General features: G+C 69.9%; 18 protein-coding genes. 10 read left to right on the forward strand and 8 right to left on the reverse strand.

Going from position 1 to position 19,094, the window contains the following annotated elements; genetic code table 11:
• Positions 1–94: 94 nt before the first annotated feature.
• From FCN18_RS35075 to FCN18_RS35085, 3 genes are all read right to left on the reverse strand, one after another.
• Complete coding sequence (locus FCN18_RS35075; RefSeq protein ID WP_137097224.1) at positions 95–889, reverse strand: transposase family protein; 795 nt, start codon at positions 887–889, stop codon at positions 95–97.
• Between the two features lie 779 nt (positions 890–1,668).
• Positions 1,669–1,914 carry a hypothetical protein gene (locus FCN18_RS35080; RefSeq protein WP_137097225.1) on the reverse strand — a complete coding sequence of 82 codons (246 nt, stop codon included), beginning with the start codon at positions 1,912–1,914 and terminating at the stop codon, positions 1,669–1,671.
• Between the two features lie 67 nt (positions 1,915–1,981).
• Positions 1,982–2,608: an HNH endonuclease family protein gene (locus FCN18_RS35085; RefSeq protein WP_228714280.1), complete on the reverse strand. Its 627-nt coding sequence runs from the start codon at positions 2,606–2,608 to the stop codon at positions 1,982–1,984.
• 348 nt (positions 2,609–2,956) lie between these two features.
• Here FCN18_RS35085 and FCN18_RS35090 point away from each other — a divergent pair, with 348 nt between their 5' ends.
• A complete protein-coding gene (locus FCN18_RS35090; RefSeq protein WP_137097227.1) occupies positions 2,957–4,543 on the forward strand; it encodes an alkaline phosphatase D family protein in 1,587 nt (528 codons plus the stop codon).
• A 341-nt stretch (positions 4,544–4,884) separates the two neighbouring features.
• On the opposite strand, the gene FCN18_RS35095 is transcribed toward FCN18_RS35090, so the two are convergent.
• Positions 4,885–5,673 (reverse strand): GntR family transcriptional regulator, encoded by a 789-nt coding sequence (locus FCN18_RS35095; protein ID WP_112274660.1) that lies wholly within the window; start codon positions 5,671–5,673, stop codon positions 4,885–4,887.
• A gap of 182 nt (positions 5,674–5,855) precedes the next feature.
• On the opposite strand from FCN18_RS35095, the gene FCN18_RS35100 reads away from it, so the two are divergent.
• From FCN18_RS35100 to FCN18_RS35135, 8 genes are all read left to right on the forward strand, one after another.
• A complete protein-coding gene (locus FCN18_RS35100; protein WP_112274662.1) occupies positions 5,856–6,665 on the forward strand; it encodes an ABC transporter permease in 810 nt (269 codons plus the stop codon).
• Complete coding sequence (locus FCN18_RS35105) at positions 6,662–7,501, forward strand: ABC transporter permease (protein ID WP_137097228.1); 840 nt, start codon at positions 6,662–6,664, stop codon at positions 7,499–7,501. The genes FCN18_RS35100 and FCN18_RS35105 overlap by 4 nt, the downstream gene beginning before the upstream one ends.
• 43 nt (positions 7,502–7,544) lie before the next feature.
• Positions 7,545–8,333: an ABC transporter ATP-binding protein gene (locus FCN18_RS35110; RefSeq protein ID WP_112274900.1), complete on the forward strand. Its 789-nt coding sequence runs from the start codon at positions 7,545–7,547 to the stop codon at positions 8,331–8,333.
• Between the two features lie 63 nt (positions 8,334–8,396).
• The gene (locus FCN18_RS35115; protein WP_158303247.1) at positions 8,397–9,407 is read left to right on the forward strand and encodes an ABC transporter substrate-binding protein; all 1,011 of its coding nucleotides are present in this window, start codon (positions 8,397–8,399) and stop codon (positions 9,405–9,407) included.
• 55 nt (positions 9,408–9,462) lie between these two features.
• Entirely contained in the window at positions 9,463–11,382 is a 1,920-nt protein-coding gene (gene iolC, locus FCN18_RS35120; RefSeq protein WP_137097229.1) for a 5-dehydro-2-deoxygluconokinase, read from the forward strand.
• On the forward strand, positions 11,382–12,359 hold the full coding sequence (locus tag FCN18_RS35125) for a zinc-dependent alcohol dehydrogenase (RefSeq protein ID WP_137097230.1): 978 nt from the start codon (positions 11,382–11,384) through the stop codon (positions 12,357–12,359). Before iolC ends, FCN18_RS35125 begins: the two co-directional genes overlap by 1 nt.
• A complete protein-coding gene (locus FCN18_RS35130; RefSeq protein WP_158303248.1) occupies positions 12,356–13,180 on the forward strand; it encodes an SDR family NAD(P)-dependent oxidoreductase in 825 nt (274 codons plus the stop codon). Before FCN18_RS35125 ends, FCN18_RS35130 begins: the two co-directional genes overlap by 4 nt.
• Positions 13,177–14,046: a sugar phosphate isomerase/epimerase family protein gene (locus FCN18_RS35135; RefSeq protein ID WP_137097232.1), complete on the forward strand. Its 870-nt coding sequence runs from the start codon at positions 13,177–13,179 to the stop codon at positions 14,044–14,046. Before FCN18_RS35130 ends, FCN18_RS35135 begins: the two co-directional genes overlap by 4 nt.
• Before the next feature lie 84 nt (positions 14,047–14,130).
• Here the strand turns inward: FCN18_RS35135 and FCN18_RS35140 are convergent, their stop codons facing one another.
• Positions 14,131–14,817, reverse strand: coding sequence for a hypothetical protein (locus tag FCN18_RS35140; RefSeq protein WP_137097233.1), 687 nt, complete (start codon positions 14,815–14,817; stop codon positions 14,131–14,133).
• A gap of 150 nt (positions 14,818–14,967) precedes the next feature.
• Between FCN18_RS35140 and FCN18_RS35145 the strand changes: the two genes are divergently transcribed.
• Positions 14,968–16,173, forward strand: a complete 1,206-nt coding sequence (locus tag FCN18_RS35145) for an MFS transporter (protein WP_158303249.1) — start codon at positions 14,968–14,970, stop codon at positions 16,171–16,173.
• Positions 16,174–16,237: 64 nt separating this feature from the next.
• Here the strand turns inward: FCN18_RS35145 and FCN18_RS35150 are convergent, their stop codons facing one another.
• The 3 genes from FCN18_RS35150 to FCN18_RS35160 all read right to left on the reverse strand — a co-directional run bounded on the left by FCN18_RS35150 (position 16,238) and on the right by FCN18_RS35160 (position 19,086).
• On the reverse strand, positions 16,238–17,461 hold the full coding sequence (locus FCN18_RS35150; RefSeq protein WP_112274679.1) for a cytochrome P450: 1,224 nt from the start codon (positions 17,459–17,461) through the stop codon (positions 16,238–16,240).
• 84 nt (positions 17,462–17,545) lie between these two features.
• Positions 17,546–17,866 (reverse strand): hypothetical protein, encoded by a 321-nt coding sequence (locus FCN18_RS35155; protein WP_228714281.1) that lies wholly within the window; start codon positions 17,864–17,866, stop codon positions 17,546–17,548.
• Positions 17,863–19,086, reverse strand: a complete 1,224-nt coding sequence (locus tag FCN18_RS35160; RefSeq protein ID WP_137097235.1) for an FAD-dependent oxidoreductase — start codon at positions 19,084–19,086, stop codon at positions 17,863–17,865. The genes FCN18_RS35155 and FCN18_RS35160 overlap by 4 nt, the downstream gene beginning before the upstream one ends.
• Positions 19,087–19,094 lie beyond the last annotated feature (8 nt).

Raw genomic sequence — 19,094 nt, forward strand, 5'->3', positions numbered from 1 at the left:
TGCCCGTACCCATCCCGCCGGATTTCACCCCGGCGTGTCGGGCCAGAAACACCGCTCACGACACAGTCCCGGCGACGCTCTCAGTGAGCCTTTTTCATCCTTGGTGGTGGGGGTGGTGTTCGAGGGTGTGGATGGCTTTGGCGAGTGCGGTGACGTGGTGGGGGCTGCAGCGGACGCGGGTGAGGATGCGCCAAGCTTTGAGGGTGGCGAAGCCGCGTTCACCGGGGGCGCGGACGCGGGCGAGGGCGGTGTTGGCCACGCGTTGGCCGGGGTTGAGTTCGCGGGTGGTGATATGGCCGCCGCCCACGCGCTTGTAGGGGGTGATCACCCCGTTGGCGATGTGGTGGTAGCCGCTGTCGGCCAGCACGGTGATGCCGGCTTGGCGGCAGGCGTCGGGGATGTTGTGGTGGCGGGCTGCGGCGGTGTCGTTGACCGCGCCGCGCAGGCCGTCGGAGACCCAGAGCAGCCTGCCGCGCGGGTCGGTGAGTGCTTGCAGGTTGATGCCGTGGTGGCGGTGTTTGCCGGAGTAGAACGGTCGGTCGGCGGCGAGCCGGTCGGTGCGGATGACGCTGCCGTCGAGGATGGCGTAGTTGTCGCCGTGGCGGGACAGGCGCCGGAGTGCGTCGGTGAGGGTGGGTGCGCGGGCGGCGAGCAGGTGGACCGTTTCGCGGATGTAGCGGTACACGGTGGCGGTCCCGATGCCGAATCCGGCGGCCAGCCGCGCGTAGGGGTCGCCGTTGCGCAGGTGGGCCAGCACCAGCAGGGCCTGCCGGCCGGCCGAGAGCCGACGCCAGCGGCTGCCGATCCGGCGGCGGTGGACGCGGACCACGGTGGCGACATGCCGCAGATGGGTGGTGGACAGATCGATCGTGCCGGGATACAACAACACGCGAAGCTCCTGGTGGTCCTGGGTTGATCTTGGTCGACGATCCATCTACCAGGAGCTTCACTACGTTCGGCACACCAACACGCCAAACCACACAAAGATCAAGATGGAAAAGGCTCAGTGGGAGCCACAGGACTGGGAGGAAATTGGGAGGAGTGACCCGCGCTGAACCGCGTCGAACGGCCATGAACGGCTCCCAGCACCACCGCGCCGACCTGCCGGATCTCCATTTCCGCAGGTCAAAGGGCTGTCGGTAGCTACCTTGACACGGTAGAGGTCACTGGTTCGATCCCAGTATCGCGCACCACCTGTTTTCCCAGGTCAGACCCCCAACGGTGATCATCACCGGTGGGGGTTTCGTCGTTGCTGGAGGCGTTGATCTTGCCTTGCTGTGTTCATCCCGTCTGTGTTCACCACTGAACGCACCAGCTACGGGCACCCTCTGACTGCAATGTGCCCATCGGCGAGGCCGCGCCGCCGCGAACCACCCACAACATCGCGGACAGGTCCTTCCCTCCCGAATAGGAGACGCCGGCCGGCTGTAATCGAACCGCCCCGACACACCAACGGCCCGCGAACGCCTCCCGCGTTGCGTGGCGGCTTCTCAGGCTCCGCTCGACCTGTCCCAGGACGGTTCGCGGCTGCGTCACGGCAGACCCGCCCGACGCGGGAGCCCGGCCGTTCATGCACCACCCGCTGAGCCGGGCGGCACAACCAGTGGCCGGGCTCGAGGCACCACAGGGCGATTCCGGCCACACGCCGACCTACGGCTGTCCGACGGGTCAGGGGCGCGCTAGCACGGTGACGAGAATGCGGTGCACGACTTCATGATCGCGCGGATCGTGCAAGCGGTAATCCTCGCCGGGCAAGGTATACCACTCGTCGGCCCCCTGGTACGTGATCGCCAGCGCGAGCACACCGTCGTCGTCACAGGTGGTGCGCAACTCGAGCTCGCCGCTGATCACGCCCACCTCGGCGGTCATCACGCCGTGGCTTGCCGTGAAGACCGAGGACTGTTCTTCTGTCATCCCAGGACTCCCTATGCCGCAACGCCGCGGCGTCATACGCGCGCCCACGACGCCGCGGCGAGAGGACTCAGTACGAGCAGCTGTTGAGCATGCTCTGCAAGGCGGACTTCTCCGACGACTGCAGGTGCAGCCCCCAACGGTACTTGGTGTGAATCCACCACTTCGCATACGCGCAGCGGGCACCGGAACGCGGCGGCTGCCACGTGGACGGGTCCTGGTCACCCTTGGCCTGGTTCACATTGTCGGTCACCGCGATCAGCTGCGGGCCATTGAGGTCGTTGGCGAACGACTGGCGCTTGGACGTCGTCCAGTGACTAGCCCCGGACCGCCACGCCTCGGCCAGCGGCACGATGTGGTCGATGTCCAAATCGGACGCCTGGTACCAGACGGCCCCATCGTAATAGCTGTACCAACGGCCGGACGTGGGATAGCAGTCGGACCCAACCGTGACCGAATCGGCGTCGCGCTTGAGCACGGTTTCGCGGGTGTTGCAGGTTCCGGAGATGGTGATCCAATGCGGGAATCTGTCACGAGAGTAGCCCGTCATCGACTCCTGTGACCGGACGGACAGCGAGTTCAGCTGCGACTGTGCGGTCGCCTTGGACGGCGTCCCCGGCGGTAGCGCCACAGCGGACGGGACACAAACGATCGATCCGGCAGCGAACGACAGCACCGCGACAGCGACGGTGAGCAAGCCACTCAGCGAATTTCTCGGCGAGAGCACCACTTTGTGAACCCTTCAGGCAGAAGATACCGGCGCTCACACGATGTGCGGGCTCGGTGAAATGAACGTTCTGCCTCCATGACGCGGTGCTGGCCGGTTTGCGAACGGTTCGCGTGTCCTCAGCCTCACGCCCGAAGCGAGGCGCGGTTCCCCGTGTCGCGGCGCGACGCGCACGCCGGCGTGGCGGCGCCGAGCTACCCGGAGAGCCGTCGAACGGACGCACTGAGTTCGCGGGACAGGCTATGGGCGTTCACCTGATCGAGGGTTTGATCGGTCAAAGTTGGCGGGCTTCCGTCCGGTTCGCATGGAGGTTCCGTCGTGTCCGATCGTTCGTCTTCGCATTTCTCGCGCCGTACGTTGCTGGGCGGGGTGACCGGTGCCGCGGCGCTGGGCGTCACCGCGCTGGGTGGCTCCGGACTCGCCGCGGCGCGGGCGAGTTCTTCGCCGCCGAAGGTCGTCGACCCATTCACGCTGGGAGTGGCCTCCGGCGATCCGCTGCCCGACGGCGTGGTGCTGTGGACCAGGCTGGCGCCCGACCCACTCAACGGCGGCGGCATGCCGACGCGGCCGGTGCCGGTGCAGTGGCAGGTCGCCACCGACGAGCGGTTCGCCACGATCGTGCGCGAAGGCACGGTTCTCGCGCACCCGGAGAGCGCACACTCGGTGCACATCGAGGTGAGTGGCCTGCAGCCACGGCGCGAGTACTTCTACCGGTTCCGCGCCGAATCGGAACTGAGCCCGGTGGGGCGGACGAAAACGGCGCCCGCGTTGGGCGCGCCGATCGACGCGGTGACCTTCAGTTTCCTGTCCTGCCAGAACTTCCCGGCCGGCTACTACACCGCATACCGCAACATGGTTGACGAGGACCTCGACCTCGTGATCCACCTCGGAGACTACATCTACGAAGGCCCGTCGCAGGGCACCCTCGGCCGGGGACACCTGCCGGAGGTCGAAGTGCGGAGCCTGGCCGACTATCGCATCCGCCACGCGCAGTACAAGACAGACGCCGACCTGCAGGCCGCCCACGCCGCATTCCCCTGGCTGGTCACGTGGGACGACCACGAGGTCGAGAACAACTACGCCGACGAGGAATCCGATCCGGACACTCCCCCGGCGCAGTTCCTCGCTCGCCGCGCGGTCGCCTATCAGGCCTACTACGAGCACATGCCGCTGCGGCGCAGCTCGATGCCCACCGGACCGGACATGACCTTGTACCGGCGCATCTCCTACGGCGAGCTGGTCGACTTCAACGTGCTCGACACCCGCCAGTACCGCTCCGACCAGCCGCGCGCGTGCGCACCGGAAACCCGGGACCCCAGCGGGTACTGCGCCGAGGCCCTCGACGAGGGCCGCACCATGTTGGGTGCCCGGCAGCGGCAGTGGCTGCTCGACGGGCTGGCGAACTCGCCGGCCCGGTGGAAGGTACTGGCCCAGCAAGTGCCGTTCGCGCCCATGGACCAGGACGCCGACCTCGCCGAGCGCTCGTTCGGCGGCGACAAATGGGACGGCTATGTGGCGGACCGGCAGCGCATCCTCGACCTCATCGCCCAGCGCCAGGTCGACAACCCCGTGGTGATCACCGGCGACGTGCATGTCAACCGGGTCTGCAACGTCCCCCCGAACTTCACCGACTTCGACGCCGCACCGGTGGCCACCGAGTTCATCGGCACCTCGGTCACCTCCGGCGGAGACCGCACCCTCAACATCCGCTACGACATCGACCCGAACAACCCACACCTGCTCTTCCGCGACAACCACCACGGCTACGTCCGCTGCACACTCAAGCACGACCAGTGGGTGGCCGACTACCGCGTCGTCGACACCGTCGAAGCCCCGACATCACCGATCCACACCCTCGCATCGTTCGCAGTCGACAGCGGCAAGGCGGGAGCCCACCGCACCTGACTGGACAACGGCGGTCGAACCTGGTTCCCGCACTGCGCCCCGGCCAACCAGCGAGCCGCCGATACCGGCATCCAGTGCACCTGGCCATCGTCGAGCCCGCACTGGCCGTGGCCAGGACAGCGCAGCCCACGCAAGATCTGCTGGCGGTCGGGGTCGTTGTGCCAGGGCTTTGCTTTCCTTGAGCAGTTGTGTCACGCCGACCACGAGTTCTGACTGTCCACACTGAACAGTCACCACATCATTGTGCCTCTGGCCGGAAACCAGGCAGCACTCCACAAGATCAGCGCCCGACAGACCCCGGAGGCGCCGTGCACCACTCTCGGTTTCGCAGGGTTGGCAGGTCAGCCCCGGCGCACCGCCAGGTCCGGACGACCGCGCGCCGAGGTCGGGCGTTCCACGAGCATGACGTGGAACGAGTAGCGGTCGGCCCGGTAGACGTGCGCGCCGTACTCGACGAAGTTGCCCGACCGGTCGAACACGGTGCGTCGCACCATCGGCACGGGACTGCGGCGGGCCACCTCCAGCAGCTCGGCCTCGAGGGGCTCCGCTGACCGGCAGGTGATCACCTGGTCCACCAGGTGTGGGTGCACGCCCTGGCCGCGCAGGATCCGATAGAGCCCCTCGCGCTGGAGCCGCTCCGCCGTCAGCTGAGGGCCACCGAGGGGCAACCAGTTGCGCAGCACGGCGAGCGGGCGTCCGTCGGCACTGCGCACTCGCTCGATCCGCACCATTGTGCCGAGGTCGCGGCCGAGCCGGGCTGCCAGTTCCGGTGGGCACGGGCCCCGCTCGAGCGTCAGCACGCGGGTGGTCGGGTCCCGGCCCTCCCGCGACAGGTCGTCGTAGAGGCTTTCGATCGTGAGCGGGCGGTCGATCGGGGTCGGCAGGATCACCGTGCCGATACTCGGCCTGCGGGTCACGAGTCCGCGCGACACCAGTTCGGCGAACGCGCGGCGCAGCGTCGGGCGGGAGACCCCTAGCCGCCGGCTTAGGTCGAGCTCGTTCTCCAGCTGCTCGCCCGCCCGGAGCTCACCGTTGCGGATGCGGACCTCGATCTGGTTCGCGATCTGGGCATACAGCGGCTCCCTGGCGTCGCGGTCCAGGGCGACCAGGAGTTCCGTCGGTTCGGCCACACGCCTCTCCAGTGACTACGCCGCCCGCGCATCGTTCCGCGTCGAGCTGGCTTTGTAAGCATAAAGGCTTGACTATTGTCAGCACAAAGGTGAGGCTTCCACCACCCCCGCGGTTACGCTGCGAAACCGCTACCGCAGAACGGCCATGCGCAGGGAACCCACGATGTAGTGGAAGGAGCGGCATGACCAACGTCGAGTGGCGCCGAGCTCGCCGGAGGCGCCGGGTACGTGCCACCTCGGTCGGAGCGGCCAGTACGATCGCGCTGGCCGGGCTCTGGTACCTCAGCACGGACGGACTCGGGCTCGTCTCCCCGCTGTTTCTCCCCTCCCCCGTGGCCGTCTTCGAACGACTCATCGAGTTCACCCAGCGTGACTATCAAGGTGCGACGCTCATCGGCCACCTGTTCGCGAGCCTGCGGATCGTCGCCATCGGGTGGTTCGTAGCCGGAGTGATCGGATTGCCGCTCGGCGTGGCCATGGGGTGGTCGCGGCGGGTGCGCACGGTCGTCTCCCCGGTCTTCGAGCTGATCCGGCCCATCCCGCCGATCGCGTGGATCCCGCTGGCCATCCTCTGGTTCGGGCTGGGCACCGAGGCGCGCGTGTTCGTGGTCACGATCTCGGCGGTCGTGCCCTGGGTGCTGAACTCCTACGAGGCCGTCGCCGGGGTGGACAAACTACTGGCCAAGGCGAGCCGCTCGCTGGGCGCGCCGAGCAGGCGCACCCTGGTCGAGGTGGTACTGCCTGCCGCGGTGCCCACGCTGGTCGGGGGCGCGCGCATCGCGCTCGGCAACGCGTGGATGACCGTGGTCGCCGCCGAACTCCTCGGTGCCACCGCCGGGCTCGGATTCGTCGCGCTCAACGCACGGTCCACATTGGATCCGGACATCATGCTCGTCGCGATGCTGTTGATCGGGCTGCTCGGCGTCGTGTTCTCCGAGGGCCTGCGGCTGGTCGAGAAGCGGCTCTCCGGTTGGAAGGAGAGCGCGGCATGACCACGACCACGCGGCGCCCCGTGCCAGCCACGGCACGGCGCCGGACCTGGCCCGCTATCGGCACGCTCGGGCTCGCGTCCAGCGGCATCGTCACCCTCGTCGCGACCTGGTGGATCGCGGCCGACGTGTTCGACCTCTCCGAGAACGGCGTCCTCGCCTCGCCTCTCGCGGTCCTCGAACGGCTCGTCACCCTCACCTACGACCCGCTCGCCGGGCTCACCCTGCCGGGCCACGCGCTCGCCTCCTTCGAACGCTGGGGCGCGGGGTTCGCCGTCGCCGCGGCGCTCGGGCTGCTACTCGGATTCGCGTTCGCGTGGTGGCCGGGCTTCCGGTCCGCGCTGTTGCCCGCGTTCGAGGTGCTCCGCTACATCCCGCCGTTCGCCTGGATCCCGCTCGCCATCCTCTGGTTCGGGCCCGGGTTCACCGCACAGGCGTTCGTGGTGTTCATCGCGGTGCTGCCGCCGTGCGTGCTCAACGCCGAACTCGGTGTGCGCTCGGTCGACGACTACGTGGTCAAGGCCAGCAGGGTGCTCGGCGCCAGCCGGATGTCCACATTGGTCACCACGGTCGTGCCCGCAAGCCTGCCGACCGCGCTCACCGGACTGCGCATCGGCGTTGGCAACGGCTGGATGGCCCTGATGGGCGCGGAGCTCATCGTCGGCCGCTCCGGCCTCGGCTACGTGATCCTCTCGGGCCAACAGAGCAACGATCCGGCAACCGTCCTCGCCGGCATGGTCGCCATCGGCGTGCTCGGCGCGCTGATGGACCGCGGCGTCCGCTTCATGGCCAACCCGTTCATCCGATGGCGAAAGGGGGTCGAGACCGGTGCCGCTTGACGAGAAGACCGCCGTCCCGACCGCACACGACGAAGGTACTGGCATGACTGACCGGCAGGCCAAGTTGCGGTTCGAGGGTGTGCACAAGAGCTTCCACACCCGCCGCGGCGAGGTGACCGCCTTGTCCCCCATCGACCTCACGGTGTACCAGGGCGACTTCATCGCGCTGGTCGGCCCGTCCGGCTGCGGCAAGTCGACGCTGTTGATGATCGCCGCGGGCCTCGAAGCGGCCAGCGGCGGGACGGTGCTCGCCGACGGCGCCCCGATGCGAGAGCCGGGACCGGACCGCTGCGTGGTCTTCCAACGGTTCGCGCTGTTCCCGACGAAAACCGTCACCGGCAACGTCGAGTACGGCCTGCGCATGACCGGCGTGCCGAAGGCGGAGCGCAGGGAACGGGTGCGCGAGACCCTCGGCATGGTCGGGCTCAGCGCGTTCGCCGACGCCTACCCGCACGAGCTGTCCGGAGGCATGCAACAGCGCGCCGCGCTCGCCCGCTCGATCGTCATGCGCCCTGACGTGCTGCTCATGGACGAGCCGTTCGGGGCGCTGGACGCCCAGACCCGGATCATCATGCAGGAGGAGATCGCGCGCATCGCCCGCGACCTCGGACTCACGGTGCTGCTGGTGACCCACAGCGTCGAGGAGGCCGTCTACCTCTGCAACCGCATCATCGTGCTGACCGCCCGACCGGGCGCGATCAAGCACGAGTTCACCGTCGACGACGACTGGTCTCACCACAGTGTCGACGAGGCCATGGCCCAACCAGGCTTCGGCAGCCTCCAGCGCACCGTGTGGAACGCGGTGCGCGAGGAGATCACCTCCGTCCAGTAACCCTCCTTCTTCCTTGCTGTGAAAGGCGTTGTCGAAATGAAGCCGATGAAGTCTCGTTTTCGCATGACGGTGGCCGTGCTCTCCGCACTGCTACTGGTCACGGCCTGCGCGGGCGCTCAGGAGGTGGGAGAGACCGGGAACACGGGTAGCAAGGTCACCATCGGCCTGCAGCCCACCGCGACGAGCTTCCCCATCTGGCTCGCCGAGCAGAAGGGATACTTCCAGGAGAACGGGATCGAGGTCGAGCTCAAGTACTACCCGAGCGGCGCCGCGATGTCCGAGGCCGGGCTCACCGGCGCCTGGGACGGCGGCAACATGGGCTCGCCCCCCGCTCTCACCAGCTCGCAGAAGTGGGACATGGTCGTGCCCGGGCCGAACTCGGAGGAGGGCGCGATCCAGATCCTGTGGGGCCGGACGAACGACTTCAAGGGCAAGGATCCCGCGACCGTCCTCGGCGGCGGCGAGGTGCTGGTGAAGGTCAACTCCACCCAGCACTACGCGTTCCTCGGCTGTATGCAGAAGTACGGCGTGGCGGGTGAGACCAAGCCACTGCCGGTCGAGGCGAACGCGGTCGCGGGTGCGTTCACCGGAGGCCAGGGCGTCGGCGCGATGACGTGGCCGCCGTTCGACGCCGAGTTCGTCGACAACCCTGAGTACGTCCACGTCTGCGACGGCAAGCAGGCCGGGAAGAAGATCTTCAACATGCTGGCGCTGACGCCCGCCTTCGCCAACAACCGCACCGAGCAGGCCGTCGCGTACGTGAAGTCCGCCTACCAGGCCAACGAGTTCATCACCGCGAACCCGGACGAGGCCGCCGATCTGCTCGTCCAGTACTACAAGGAGAACGGCGTCACCGCCACCAAGGAGGCGGCGCAGCGGGAGCTGACCGGCCGCACCTGGCCATCCGCGGCCGAGGCGCTGGCCCTGTCCAAGGGTGAGCTGTCCAGCGACCTCGAGGACCTGACGAAGGTGTTCGTCGATCTCGGCGCGTTCGACACCGAGCCGGATGTGACGAAGGCCGTCGACACCGGCCGCGAGATTCTCGAACAGGCCGTGGGCGAGTCCGCAAGCTGACGGCCTTTCCTTCACCACAACGGATTTCCAACCACAGCAGACGAGGGGTAGCGGCATGCCAACGGGAAGCGAGCAGGATCCGGTCGAGCTGGTGTGCCTTGGTCGGGTCAGCGTCGACCTGTACTCCGAACAGGTCGGCGCCGACCTCGCCGCCGCGCAGTCCTTCCGCCGCTACATCGGGGGCAGTGCGGGCAACACGGTCGTCGGCGCGGCCCGGCTGGGGCTGCGGGCGGCGCTCGCGAGCCAGGTCGGCTCTGACGCGTTCGGTGACTACGTCGAGTCGCAGCTGATCCGGGAGGGTGTGGTGACCTCGGCGCTGCGCCGCGACCCCGAACGCGGCACCGGCACGATCGCGCTCGCCCCGCACACCGGGCGCGGCTTCCCCCGCATCTTCCTGGTGGAAGACCCGGCCGAGTTCGCCATGACGCCCGCGCGGCTGGACGTCGATCTGGTGCGCGGGGCGACCGGCCTGCTCGTCGGCGGCACGTACCTGAGCAGGCCACACCTGCGCGAGACGACGGTCGCCGCGGTCGCCGCCGCCCGCGAGGCGGGCACGAAGGTCGTGTTCGACATCGACTACCGGCCCGCGTTCTGGGGCGTGGTGTCCCGCAGCAAGGGTGAGGACGAGGACAGCGTCCGGCCCGAGGTGACCGAGGGGCTGCGGGCCGTGCTCGCCGACAGCGACGTGGTCGTCGGCACCGTCGCGGAATTCCGCGCGCTCGGCGGATCCCGGGACCTCGACGAGGCGGTGCGTGACGTGCGCGGGCGCACCGGCGCGCTGCTCGTGGTGAAGGACGGCGCCGAGGGCTGCCGGGCCTACCCCGGCGACCTCGACGCGCCAGTCGTCATGCCTGGTTTCCCGGTGCGGGTGCTCAACTCCGTGGGCGCCGGCGACGCGTTCATGGCCGGGTTCCTGCGCGGCTACCTGCGTGGCGAACCGGTCGAGACCTGCCTGCGATGGGGATGCGCGTGCGGGGCGATCGTGGTGAGCCGGCTCGCCTGCTCCGACGCCACCCCGAGCATGGCGGAGCTGGTGACGTTCCTCGCGGCGGCCGATCGCACCGAGGGCGTCCGGGAGGTGTCCCCGCTGCTCGATCGCGAACAGGTGGCCACGGTGACCCGATACCGCGCCCGAACGGGCGTCGGGGTGCTCGCAATGGACCACCGCGGCTACTTCGCGAAGCTCGCCGCCGACGCGGGCCGCGCACCGGAGTCGATCAGCACCCTGAAGAACCTGCTGCTGAGCGCGTTCACCACCGTCAGCGCCGAGCGACCCGGCACCGGCGTCCTTGTCGATGACAGGTTCGTCGGCCAGACCCAGCTGGAGCGGCTCACCGACGGTGGCTACTGGCTCGCGCGGGCCGTGGAGATCAACGGCCGGATACCGCTGGACTTCCTCGGCGACGGCGACCCGGCCGCGCTGATCCGCACCTGGCCGGTCGACACCGTCGTGAAGGTCCTCGTGCGCATTTCGGCCGACGACGAGGAGGCGGTCGCGTCGGTGCAGCGGGACCGGCTGCGCGGCCTGTCGCGGATCTGCCGGTCACTGCAACGGGACCTGCTGGTCGAGATCCTGCCGTCGCCGGGCAGGCAGTACGCGCCCGGTGAGGTGCCCACGCTCGTGCGCGACCTCTACGCGGAGGACATCGTGCCCGCGTGGTGGAAGCTGCCGCCCCAGCCGGACGCCGCCGCGTGGCACGCGGTCGCCGACGTGATTCGTCACGAGGACCCGCACTGCAGGGGCATTCTCGTGCTCGGCGGATCCACGTCGCCGGATCTGATCGAGGCGGGCTTCGCCGCCGCGGCCGCCGAACCGCTGGTGATCGGTTTCGCGGTCGGCCGCCCGATCTTCCACGACCTTTCGGTGCGCTGGCTCGCCGGTGAGGTCTCCGACGACGACCTTGTCGCCGGGATCGCGGCCAACTACCGGGCCGTGCTGGACCGCTGGCGGGACGCGCACCGGGAGAGCCGCTGATGCGGGCACTGCGTTACGAAGGACCGCGGGACATCCGGGTCGTGGACGTGCCCGCGCCGACCGCCGCGCAGGGCGAGGTGGTCGTCGACGTCGCCTACACCGGCATCTGCGGCACGGACCTGCACATCTGGTCCGGGCACCACGCCCGCGCGAAGACCGGCCTGGTGATCGGGCACGAGTTCGTCGGCACCCTCGCCGACCCGGCCGGCGGCCTCGCCGCAGGCTCGCCGGTGTTCGTCAACCCGCTGCTGCCGTGCGGCCGGTGCCCCGCGTGCACCGACGGCGAGGATCGGGTGTGCGACGTGCTGCGCCTCGTGGGCATCGACCGGCCTGGCGGCGCGGCCGAGCAGGTCGCGGTGCCGGAACGCGCGATCGTGCCCCTGCCCGGCGGGATGGACCTGAAGGCAGCCGCGCTCATCGAGCCGATGTCGGTGTGCGTGCGGGCGGTCCGCCGGAGCGGGCAGCGGCTCGGCGCGCGGGTACACGTGGTGGGGGCCGGACCGATCGGGGTGCTGGTCGCGCGCTGCGCCCGCGCCCGCGGGGCCGCGTCGGTGACGATCAGCGAACCGGCGCAGGTGCGCGCGGAGTGGGCGCGGGAGGCGGGGTTCGACGTCGTGCCCGGCGACGGGGCAGAACGGTACGAGGTGGTCTACGACTGCACCGGGCACCCGTCGGTGGCACCGAAGGTCCTCGATCTCGTGGAAACCGGCGGCACGCTGGTCGACGTCGGCATGTACGCCGCGCCCGCCCAGGTGGACCTGCCGGAGCTGATGCGGCGCGAACTGCGGATCGTCGGCACCTGCGTGTACCGGCCCGCCGACGTGCGGGTGGCGTTGCGGCTGATCGCGTCCGGCGCGGTCGAGACGGCGGACCTCGCGACCGTGGTCGGCATCGACGAGGCGGGCGGCGTGTTCGCCGACCTCGCGGCAGGGAAACTGCTGAAGGTACTGTTCGATCCGAACGGAGACCGGTCGTGATCGACGCTCCCGAACCTCTGGCAGGGCGGGTGGCCGTGGTGACCGGCGGAGCCGACGGCATCGGCCTCGCCACCGCGGAGCGACTGGCCGCCGCAGGCGCCACGCTCGTCCTCGTCGACGTCGACCCGGCACTGCCCGACATCGCGACCACGCTCGCGGACCGGCACGCGCGGGCGGTGCTACCGATCACCGCGGACGTCGCCGACGACACCGCGATGGCGGACGGGTTCGCGCGCGTGGACGCCGAGTTCGGCCGGGTCGACGTGCTGGTCAACAACGCGGGAATCATGACGCCGCACCTGGTGCCGGTGCACGAGGTCGCGCTGCCCGACTTCGACGCGATGCTGCGAGTCCACCTGCGCGGCGCGTTCGTGTGCGCGCGGCTCGCGGTGCCGCTGATGCGCCGCGGCGCTTTCGGCCGGATCGTGAACCTGACATCGGTACTCGGCACGCTCGGGCTGCCCGGCCGGTCAGCCTACGCGGTCGCGAAGACCGGCGTCATCGGGCTCACGCGCTCGCTCGCCGTCGAGGGCGGCCGGTACGGGATCACCGCGAACGCCGTGCTGCCGGGCTGGATCCTCACCGGCCGCCTGCGGGCGCGGCTCGCCGCGGGCACACTCGACCACGACCGGTACGCGGAACGAACACCCGTCGGCCGGTGGGGCGACCCGGCCGACGTCGCCCGCATGATCACCTTCCTCGCGCTCCCCGCGTCGGGTTTCCTCACCGGTGGCGTGTTCCCGGTGGACGGCGGCTACTGCGTGCGCGGCGACGCCGACGAGGACATCGGACCGGTCCACGACAGACAGGAAGTGGGATGAACAACCAGATCGCCATCCACCCGGCGGCGTGGGCGGCCGAGCTGACGCCGGACAACGCGACGGCGATCGCGCGGCGCGCGGCCGGGCACGGCTTCCACCGCATGATCGTCCCGCTACGCACACCGGAGACCATCGACGCGGGCGCGTTCGAGAAGGCGTTGCGCGACACCGGAATCCGGCCGGTCAACACAGCGGGTCAGCTGCCGGATGCGGATCTGTCCAGCGTGGACGAGGAAGTCCGGGAGCGCGGCCGGAACCGGTTACGCCTCGCCGTGCGACTGGCCCGCGACATGGGTTCCGACCATGTGGGAGGCGTGCTGTACGGACCGCTACGCCACGCACCGGTGCAGCCGTCCGGCGAGACGCGCCGGATCGCGGCCGAGTCCCTCGCGATCGTCGCCGAGGAGGCGAAGACCTTGGGCGTACGGCTGGTGCTGGAGATCGTCAACCGCTACGAGACCAACCTGCTCACGCACGCGGCCGCCGGGGTGTCCTTCGTCGAGGAGGCGGGTTCGGACAACCTGTTCCTGCACCTGGACACCTACCACATGAACATCGAGGAACCCGACCTCGGCGCAGCAGTGCGGCTGGCACTCCCCCATCTCGCCTACCTGGAACTGGGCCAGAACCACCGCGGTGACCTCACACGGGGCCACATTCCGGTCCGTGAGGTGCTCGCCACCGCCCTGGCCGCGGGCTACCGGGGCATGATCGGCGTCGAGGCCTTCACCCGGCGACTGATGACCACCCAGGTCGCCACCTCACTGGCGATCTGGCGCGACGTGTTCGACGACGGCGACACGCTCGCCGCCGAGGCGGCCCGGCTGGTTCACGACACGCTCGCGGACCACGTCGCCCCGAACTGACCGGGCCCGCGCGCGCACCGTTTCCAGTCGGCCGGGTTCGCCGCGGTCGACCGGGTTTGGCAACCCGCCGATCCTGCACCGCGGTCAGGCCGTGGCGGACCTGGGCCGCAGCGCCCAAGCCAGAACGCCGAACCCGGCGGCCATCAGCAGGCCATGCCCGATACGTCCGGCCGACGGGCCGAAGAACTGCGGCAGGAACAGCACCATGGCCACGGCGAACGGCACACCGGCCCAGGCGGCGAACCGGCCGGAGCGGCGCACGGCGATGGCGGTCAGCACGCCGGTCGCGGCGAGCAGCAGCATGCCGGCCCCGAAGAACGTCGCGGGGACCAGATCGAGCCTGATGTTCTCGGCCCCGGTCAGCACGCTCGCGTCCCGGCGCTCGAGGGCTTCGACGCTGAGCGCGTTGATACCGAACGTCTCGCCGCCGTAGTAGGGCAGGGTCAGGCCGGCGCCGAGGTACGCGGTGACGACGGCGGCGGAGGCCGGGCCCCTGCCCGCCGTCCCCGAGACCGCGGCACGGAGGCCGAGCATCGCGGGTGGCAACAGAACGAACCCGATCATGGCGGCGACGTGCGCGGCGGTCCACGCCGAGGAGGCCATCGCGGTGGCTCCCTCGAGCGTGGTCTCGTCGGAGTAGGGCCGCAGCGCGGGATAGACCGCGAACAGCAATCCCGCGACGGCCAGCGCCATCGTGGTGTTGATGGTGGAGAACGTCCTGTCGGCTTGCGTGATCTGTTCCACGGCTTCTATTCCCCCGAACCAGGTCATGGTGGACATCCGGTGTGACCGCGCCGGGACGGCGCGGCGGGGCAATCATGGCCGACGTTTGCTGAGAAAACTGAGGATCGCCGGGCACCCTTCAGCGCCGCCTATGCCGCGCGCAAGGGCATGTCCATCGGGACGCGCAAGTCTGGTCGGGTGCAGACGACGACTCAGGAGCCGGACGTCCGGCCCCCGCTCGGCCGAGGCTGGATCGCAGGGTACGCCGTGGCCAGCACGGGCATGTGGCTGGCGGTTCTCACCCCCGCGCAGGTGCAGCTGGCCCGCCAGTCCGAGGTGCTGGCGCCTGGCGGCAAGACAGCGCTGCTCGGCCTCGCGACCGGCCTTGGCGCGGCGGTGACGGCCGTGGCGGTGCCGGTGCTCGGCGCGCTCAGCGACCGCACCCGCTCGCGTTACGGCAGGCGCAGGCCGTGGGTGCTCGGTGGCGCGCTGGTGGCCGCCGCGGGCCTGCTGTGGCTGGCGACGGCGTCCACCGCACCGGCGATGGTGGCCGGTTGGCTGGTGGCTCAGCTGGGCCTGGCGGGTGTGCAGGCCGCGCTGATGTCGACGATCCCGGACCGGGTGCCGCGCCCTCGGCTGGGTGCGGTCACCGGGTGGGCGGGCATGACACAGATGCTCGGGGCACTCCTCGGTACCGTGCTGGTGAACCGGATCGTCGTCGACCTGGCCGCCGGGTACGTGGCGTGTGCGGCACTCGCAGTTGCCTCGATGGTGCCCTTCCTGTTTGCGCACAAGGAAACCAGAACCGTCGCCGTGGTGGCGGCCAGGCGGCAGCGGGTCGCGTTCTCGCCGGACCTGGCGTGGGCGTGGCTCAGCCGTTTCCTCGTCATGCTCGGATTCGCGCTGATCACGCAATACCTCCTCTATTACCTGCAGGACGAACTCCGGGTGGAAGACGTCCAGGAGTCGGTGCTGACGGTGACCGCGGTGACCGTCGTGTGCTCGATGCTCGCCGCCCTGGTCACCGGCCGCTGGTCCGATCGCGCCGGGCGCCGCCGCGTGTTCGTCGCGGCCGGAGCCCTGCTGATGGGCATGGGTGCGCTGGCGATGGCCAGCGCACCCATGTGGCCGGTGGCGCTGGGCGCGGCCGCGCTCGTCGGCCTGGGCTTCGGCACGTTCCTCGCCGTCGACCTCGCGGTGATCGCGTCGGTCCTGCCCTCGGCCGCCGACACGGGCCGCGACCTGGGCTTCTTCGCCGTGGCGGCGGCAGCACCGCAGATCCTTGCGCCGGCGCTGGCCGTGCCGGTCATCGCCGTCGCCGGCTACCCGGGCCTGTACGTGCTGACGGGTGCGGTCACGATCCTCGGCGGCGCCGCGGTCATGCGGGTCCGCAGCGTGAGCTAGGCCGGACACGCACAACCGCTTTCGCGGGAGCCGGCAACCCGGCTTCCGCGAAAGCGTGCGCACGTCACCAGGCGACAGGCAGCTCCTTGAGGCCGTGGACGAGCATGCCCTGCTTCATGGCCAGGTTGCCGACATCGGTGGCCAGGCGGAGCGTCGGGAACCGGCGGAACAGACTGGAGATGGTGATCCGCAGCTCGGCGACCGCGAGGGGCGCGCCCAGGCAGTAGTGAATGCCGTGGCCGAAGGCCAGATGGGGATTGGTCTCGCGGTCGGGGTCGAACTCGTCGCCGCATTCGAACACGCGGGGATCGCGGTTCGCCGAGCACACCGCGGCCAGGACGGCGCTGCCCGCGGGAATGACGGTGCCCGCGATCTCGACGTCCTCGGTGGTGATCCGCATCGGGCCGCCGTCGCCGATGGGGTTGACGCGGAGCAGCTCGGGCACCATGGCGCCGACCGCGTCGGGGTCGGCGACCACGCGAGACAGGTACTCGGGATGGCGCAGCAGGGTGAGGACGCAGGCGCCGATCATGGACACCGTGGTCTCGTGCCCGGCCACCAGGATGGTCATCGCCATGACGACCAGCTCGGCCTGGTCCAGCGCGTCCTTCTCGTCGTGGGCCTTGATGAGTGCGCTGAGCAGGTCGTCGCCGGGGTTGTCGCGGCGACGGCCGACCAGCTCGTAGATGTAGCCCGCCATCTCCAGGCGCTGCTGCATCATCTCCTCGGCCGTGTGCGTGGTCAGCGACACGATCGCGTTGGACCAGTCGCGGAACTTCTCCCGGTCCTCGAACGGGACGCCGAGCAGCTCGCAGATCACCTGCACGGGCAGCGGGAACGCCAGCACCTGGTTGAGGTCCACCGGACCGCCCCGGTGGCCTTCCATCTCGTCGAGCAGGGCGTCGGTCAGCTCCTGGATCCGGGGCTCCAGGTTGCGGACGCGCCTGGCGGTGAACTCCGCGGTGACCAGCTTGCGCAGCCGGCTGTGTTGCGGCGGGTCGGTGGAGAACAGGCTGTTCGGTGGCATCGGCGCCGCCGTCAGCTTCGGGGCGCCCTCGGCTATCATCGCCGCCCGGCTGAACCTCGGATCCGACAGCACGAGCTTCGCGTCGTCGTAGCGGCTGACGATGTAACCGGTGTCCCCGCTGGGAAGGGTGACCTGCGCGACCGGCTCGTCCTCGCGCAGTTCGGCGTAGACCGGCGGCAGTTCGATCGCCGACGGCCGGTGGAACGGATAGTGCCTCGGGCAGCCGCTCGTCGAAGGGCCGGCCGCGGTCTCGGCGTCCATGCTGGTTCCCCAATCGCAGTGGTTGGCACGACAGGCACGAGTCCCTGTCGGCTCCCACGGTCGCGGGGCGGCCTGAGCCCCGGCTTAGGCGGCGCTTTTCCTTGCGGCGCGGGCGATGGCGACGTGCGTCAGCCAGGTCAGGCCCAGGGTGAAGCCTGGTGCGGCCTGCTCGTTGGTGTCGGGCAGGAACGTGAACGCGGCCAGCACCACCACCGGCGGCGCCCAGTGCCCGGCGACGACCCGCACCGGCTTGCCGAGGCGCCCGGCCAACGGCAGGGCCGCCCCCACGATGCCCGCCGGAATGGTCCAGCCCTGATGCTTGACGATCTCGAACGCCGCGAAGGCGGCGCACGCACCGGCAAGCACGAGCCAGCCGGGATTCCATCGCTGAGGGGACTTACTCACGTGGCGAGCTCCGGCTGTAGTTGGAAGTAGGCGGTGGCGAGCATCTTCTTCTGCAGGAAACGACTGCTGCCCAGCACACGATAGAGGGTGGACCGGGCGGCCACGGCCAACGTGTGCTCGAACGTGAACGCGCGCTCCTGCCGCAGCTGGAGCTGGCGGGAGATCCGGATCCGGCTCTCCCGCTCGGCCTGGAATCGCAGCACCGCCGTCTGGACCAGTTCGGCCCGGCGAGCACCGGTCGCGTCGAGCGCGGGATCGAGCAGGCCGGCGAGGGTGTGGCCGTCGATCAGGGCGTGGTTGACTCCCTGGCCCAGTATCGGGGTCAGGGTGTGCGCGGCGTCGCCGATCAGCACCAGGCCGGGGCGGGACCACCGCGGGGTCAGCACGGTGAAGATGTCCAGCACGGTGGTGCCCGACCAGCTCGTCACGTGTTGCCGCAGCGTCGGCGTCAGCTCCGGCGCGATCTCGTCCATCCGGGCGTGCAGCGCCTCGATGCCGCCCGCGCGAAGCTCTTTGAGACCGCCCTTGGGGATGTTGAAGCCGACGCGGATGTCGTCGGGGTAGGTCGGGATGAACAGCCCGTGCCGGGAGCCGGACAGGCGGATGCGGTAGATGCCCCGCTCCCAGCCCTCGGGCCGGGGCACGCGCAGCCACACGACGTCGCGGTCGAGCATGGTCTTCTCGAACTCGAGGCCGGACAGGTCACGGATCTTGCTGTACCGGCCGTCCGAGCCGACGACGAGTGCGGCTCGGACCTCGTGTGGTTCGCCGTCGGCTCCGCGGTAGCGCACGCCGGCGACCGTGCCGTCCTCGTCGATCAACTCGGTCACTTTCGCCCCGGTGCGCAGGTCGAATCCGCTGTGCTCGGCGGAGGACTCGGCCAGCACGGACAGCAGGGTGGGCTGCGGGATCTCCATCGGGTAGCGCTGGGCGTAGTCCCATTCGGAGAACTCCGAGTGCATGACGACCTTGCCGCCCTCGGCGATCTCCAGCCGCTCGATCTTCAGGGCGCCACGCTCGACGATGGTGTCGAGCACGCCGAGCTGGTCGAGCAGCCAGACGCCGTCCGGCGACATCGACTCGCCGCGGAACGTGCGGTCGAAGCGCGGGCTCTGTTCCAGCACGGTGACCTGGTGGCCCGCGCGTGCCAGGCACAGCGCGAGGCACAGCCCGGCGGGGCCTCCCCCGGCGACGCAGACGTCGGTCGTGTGGCTGTTCATTGTTGTGC

It is taken from the genome of Prauserella endophytica (assembly GCF_005146945.1).
GTDB classification, from domain to species: Bacteria; Actinomycetota; Actinomycetes; order Mycobacteriales; family Pseudonocardiaceae; genus Prauserella_A; species Prauserella_A endophytica.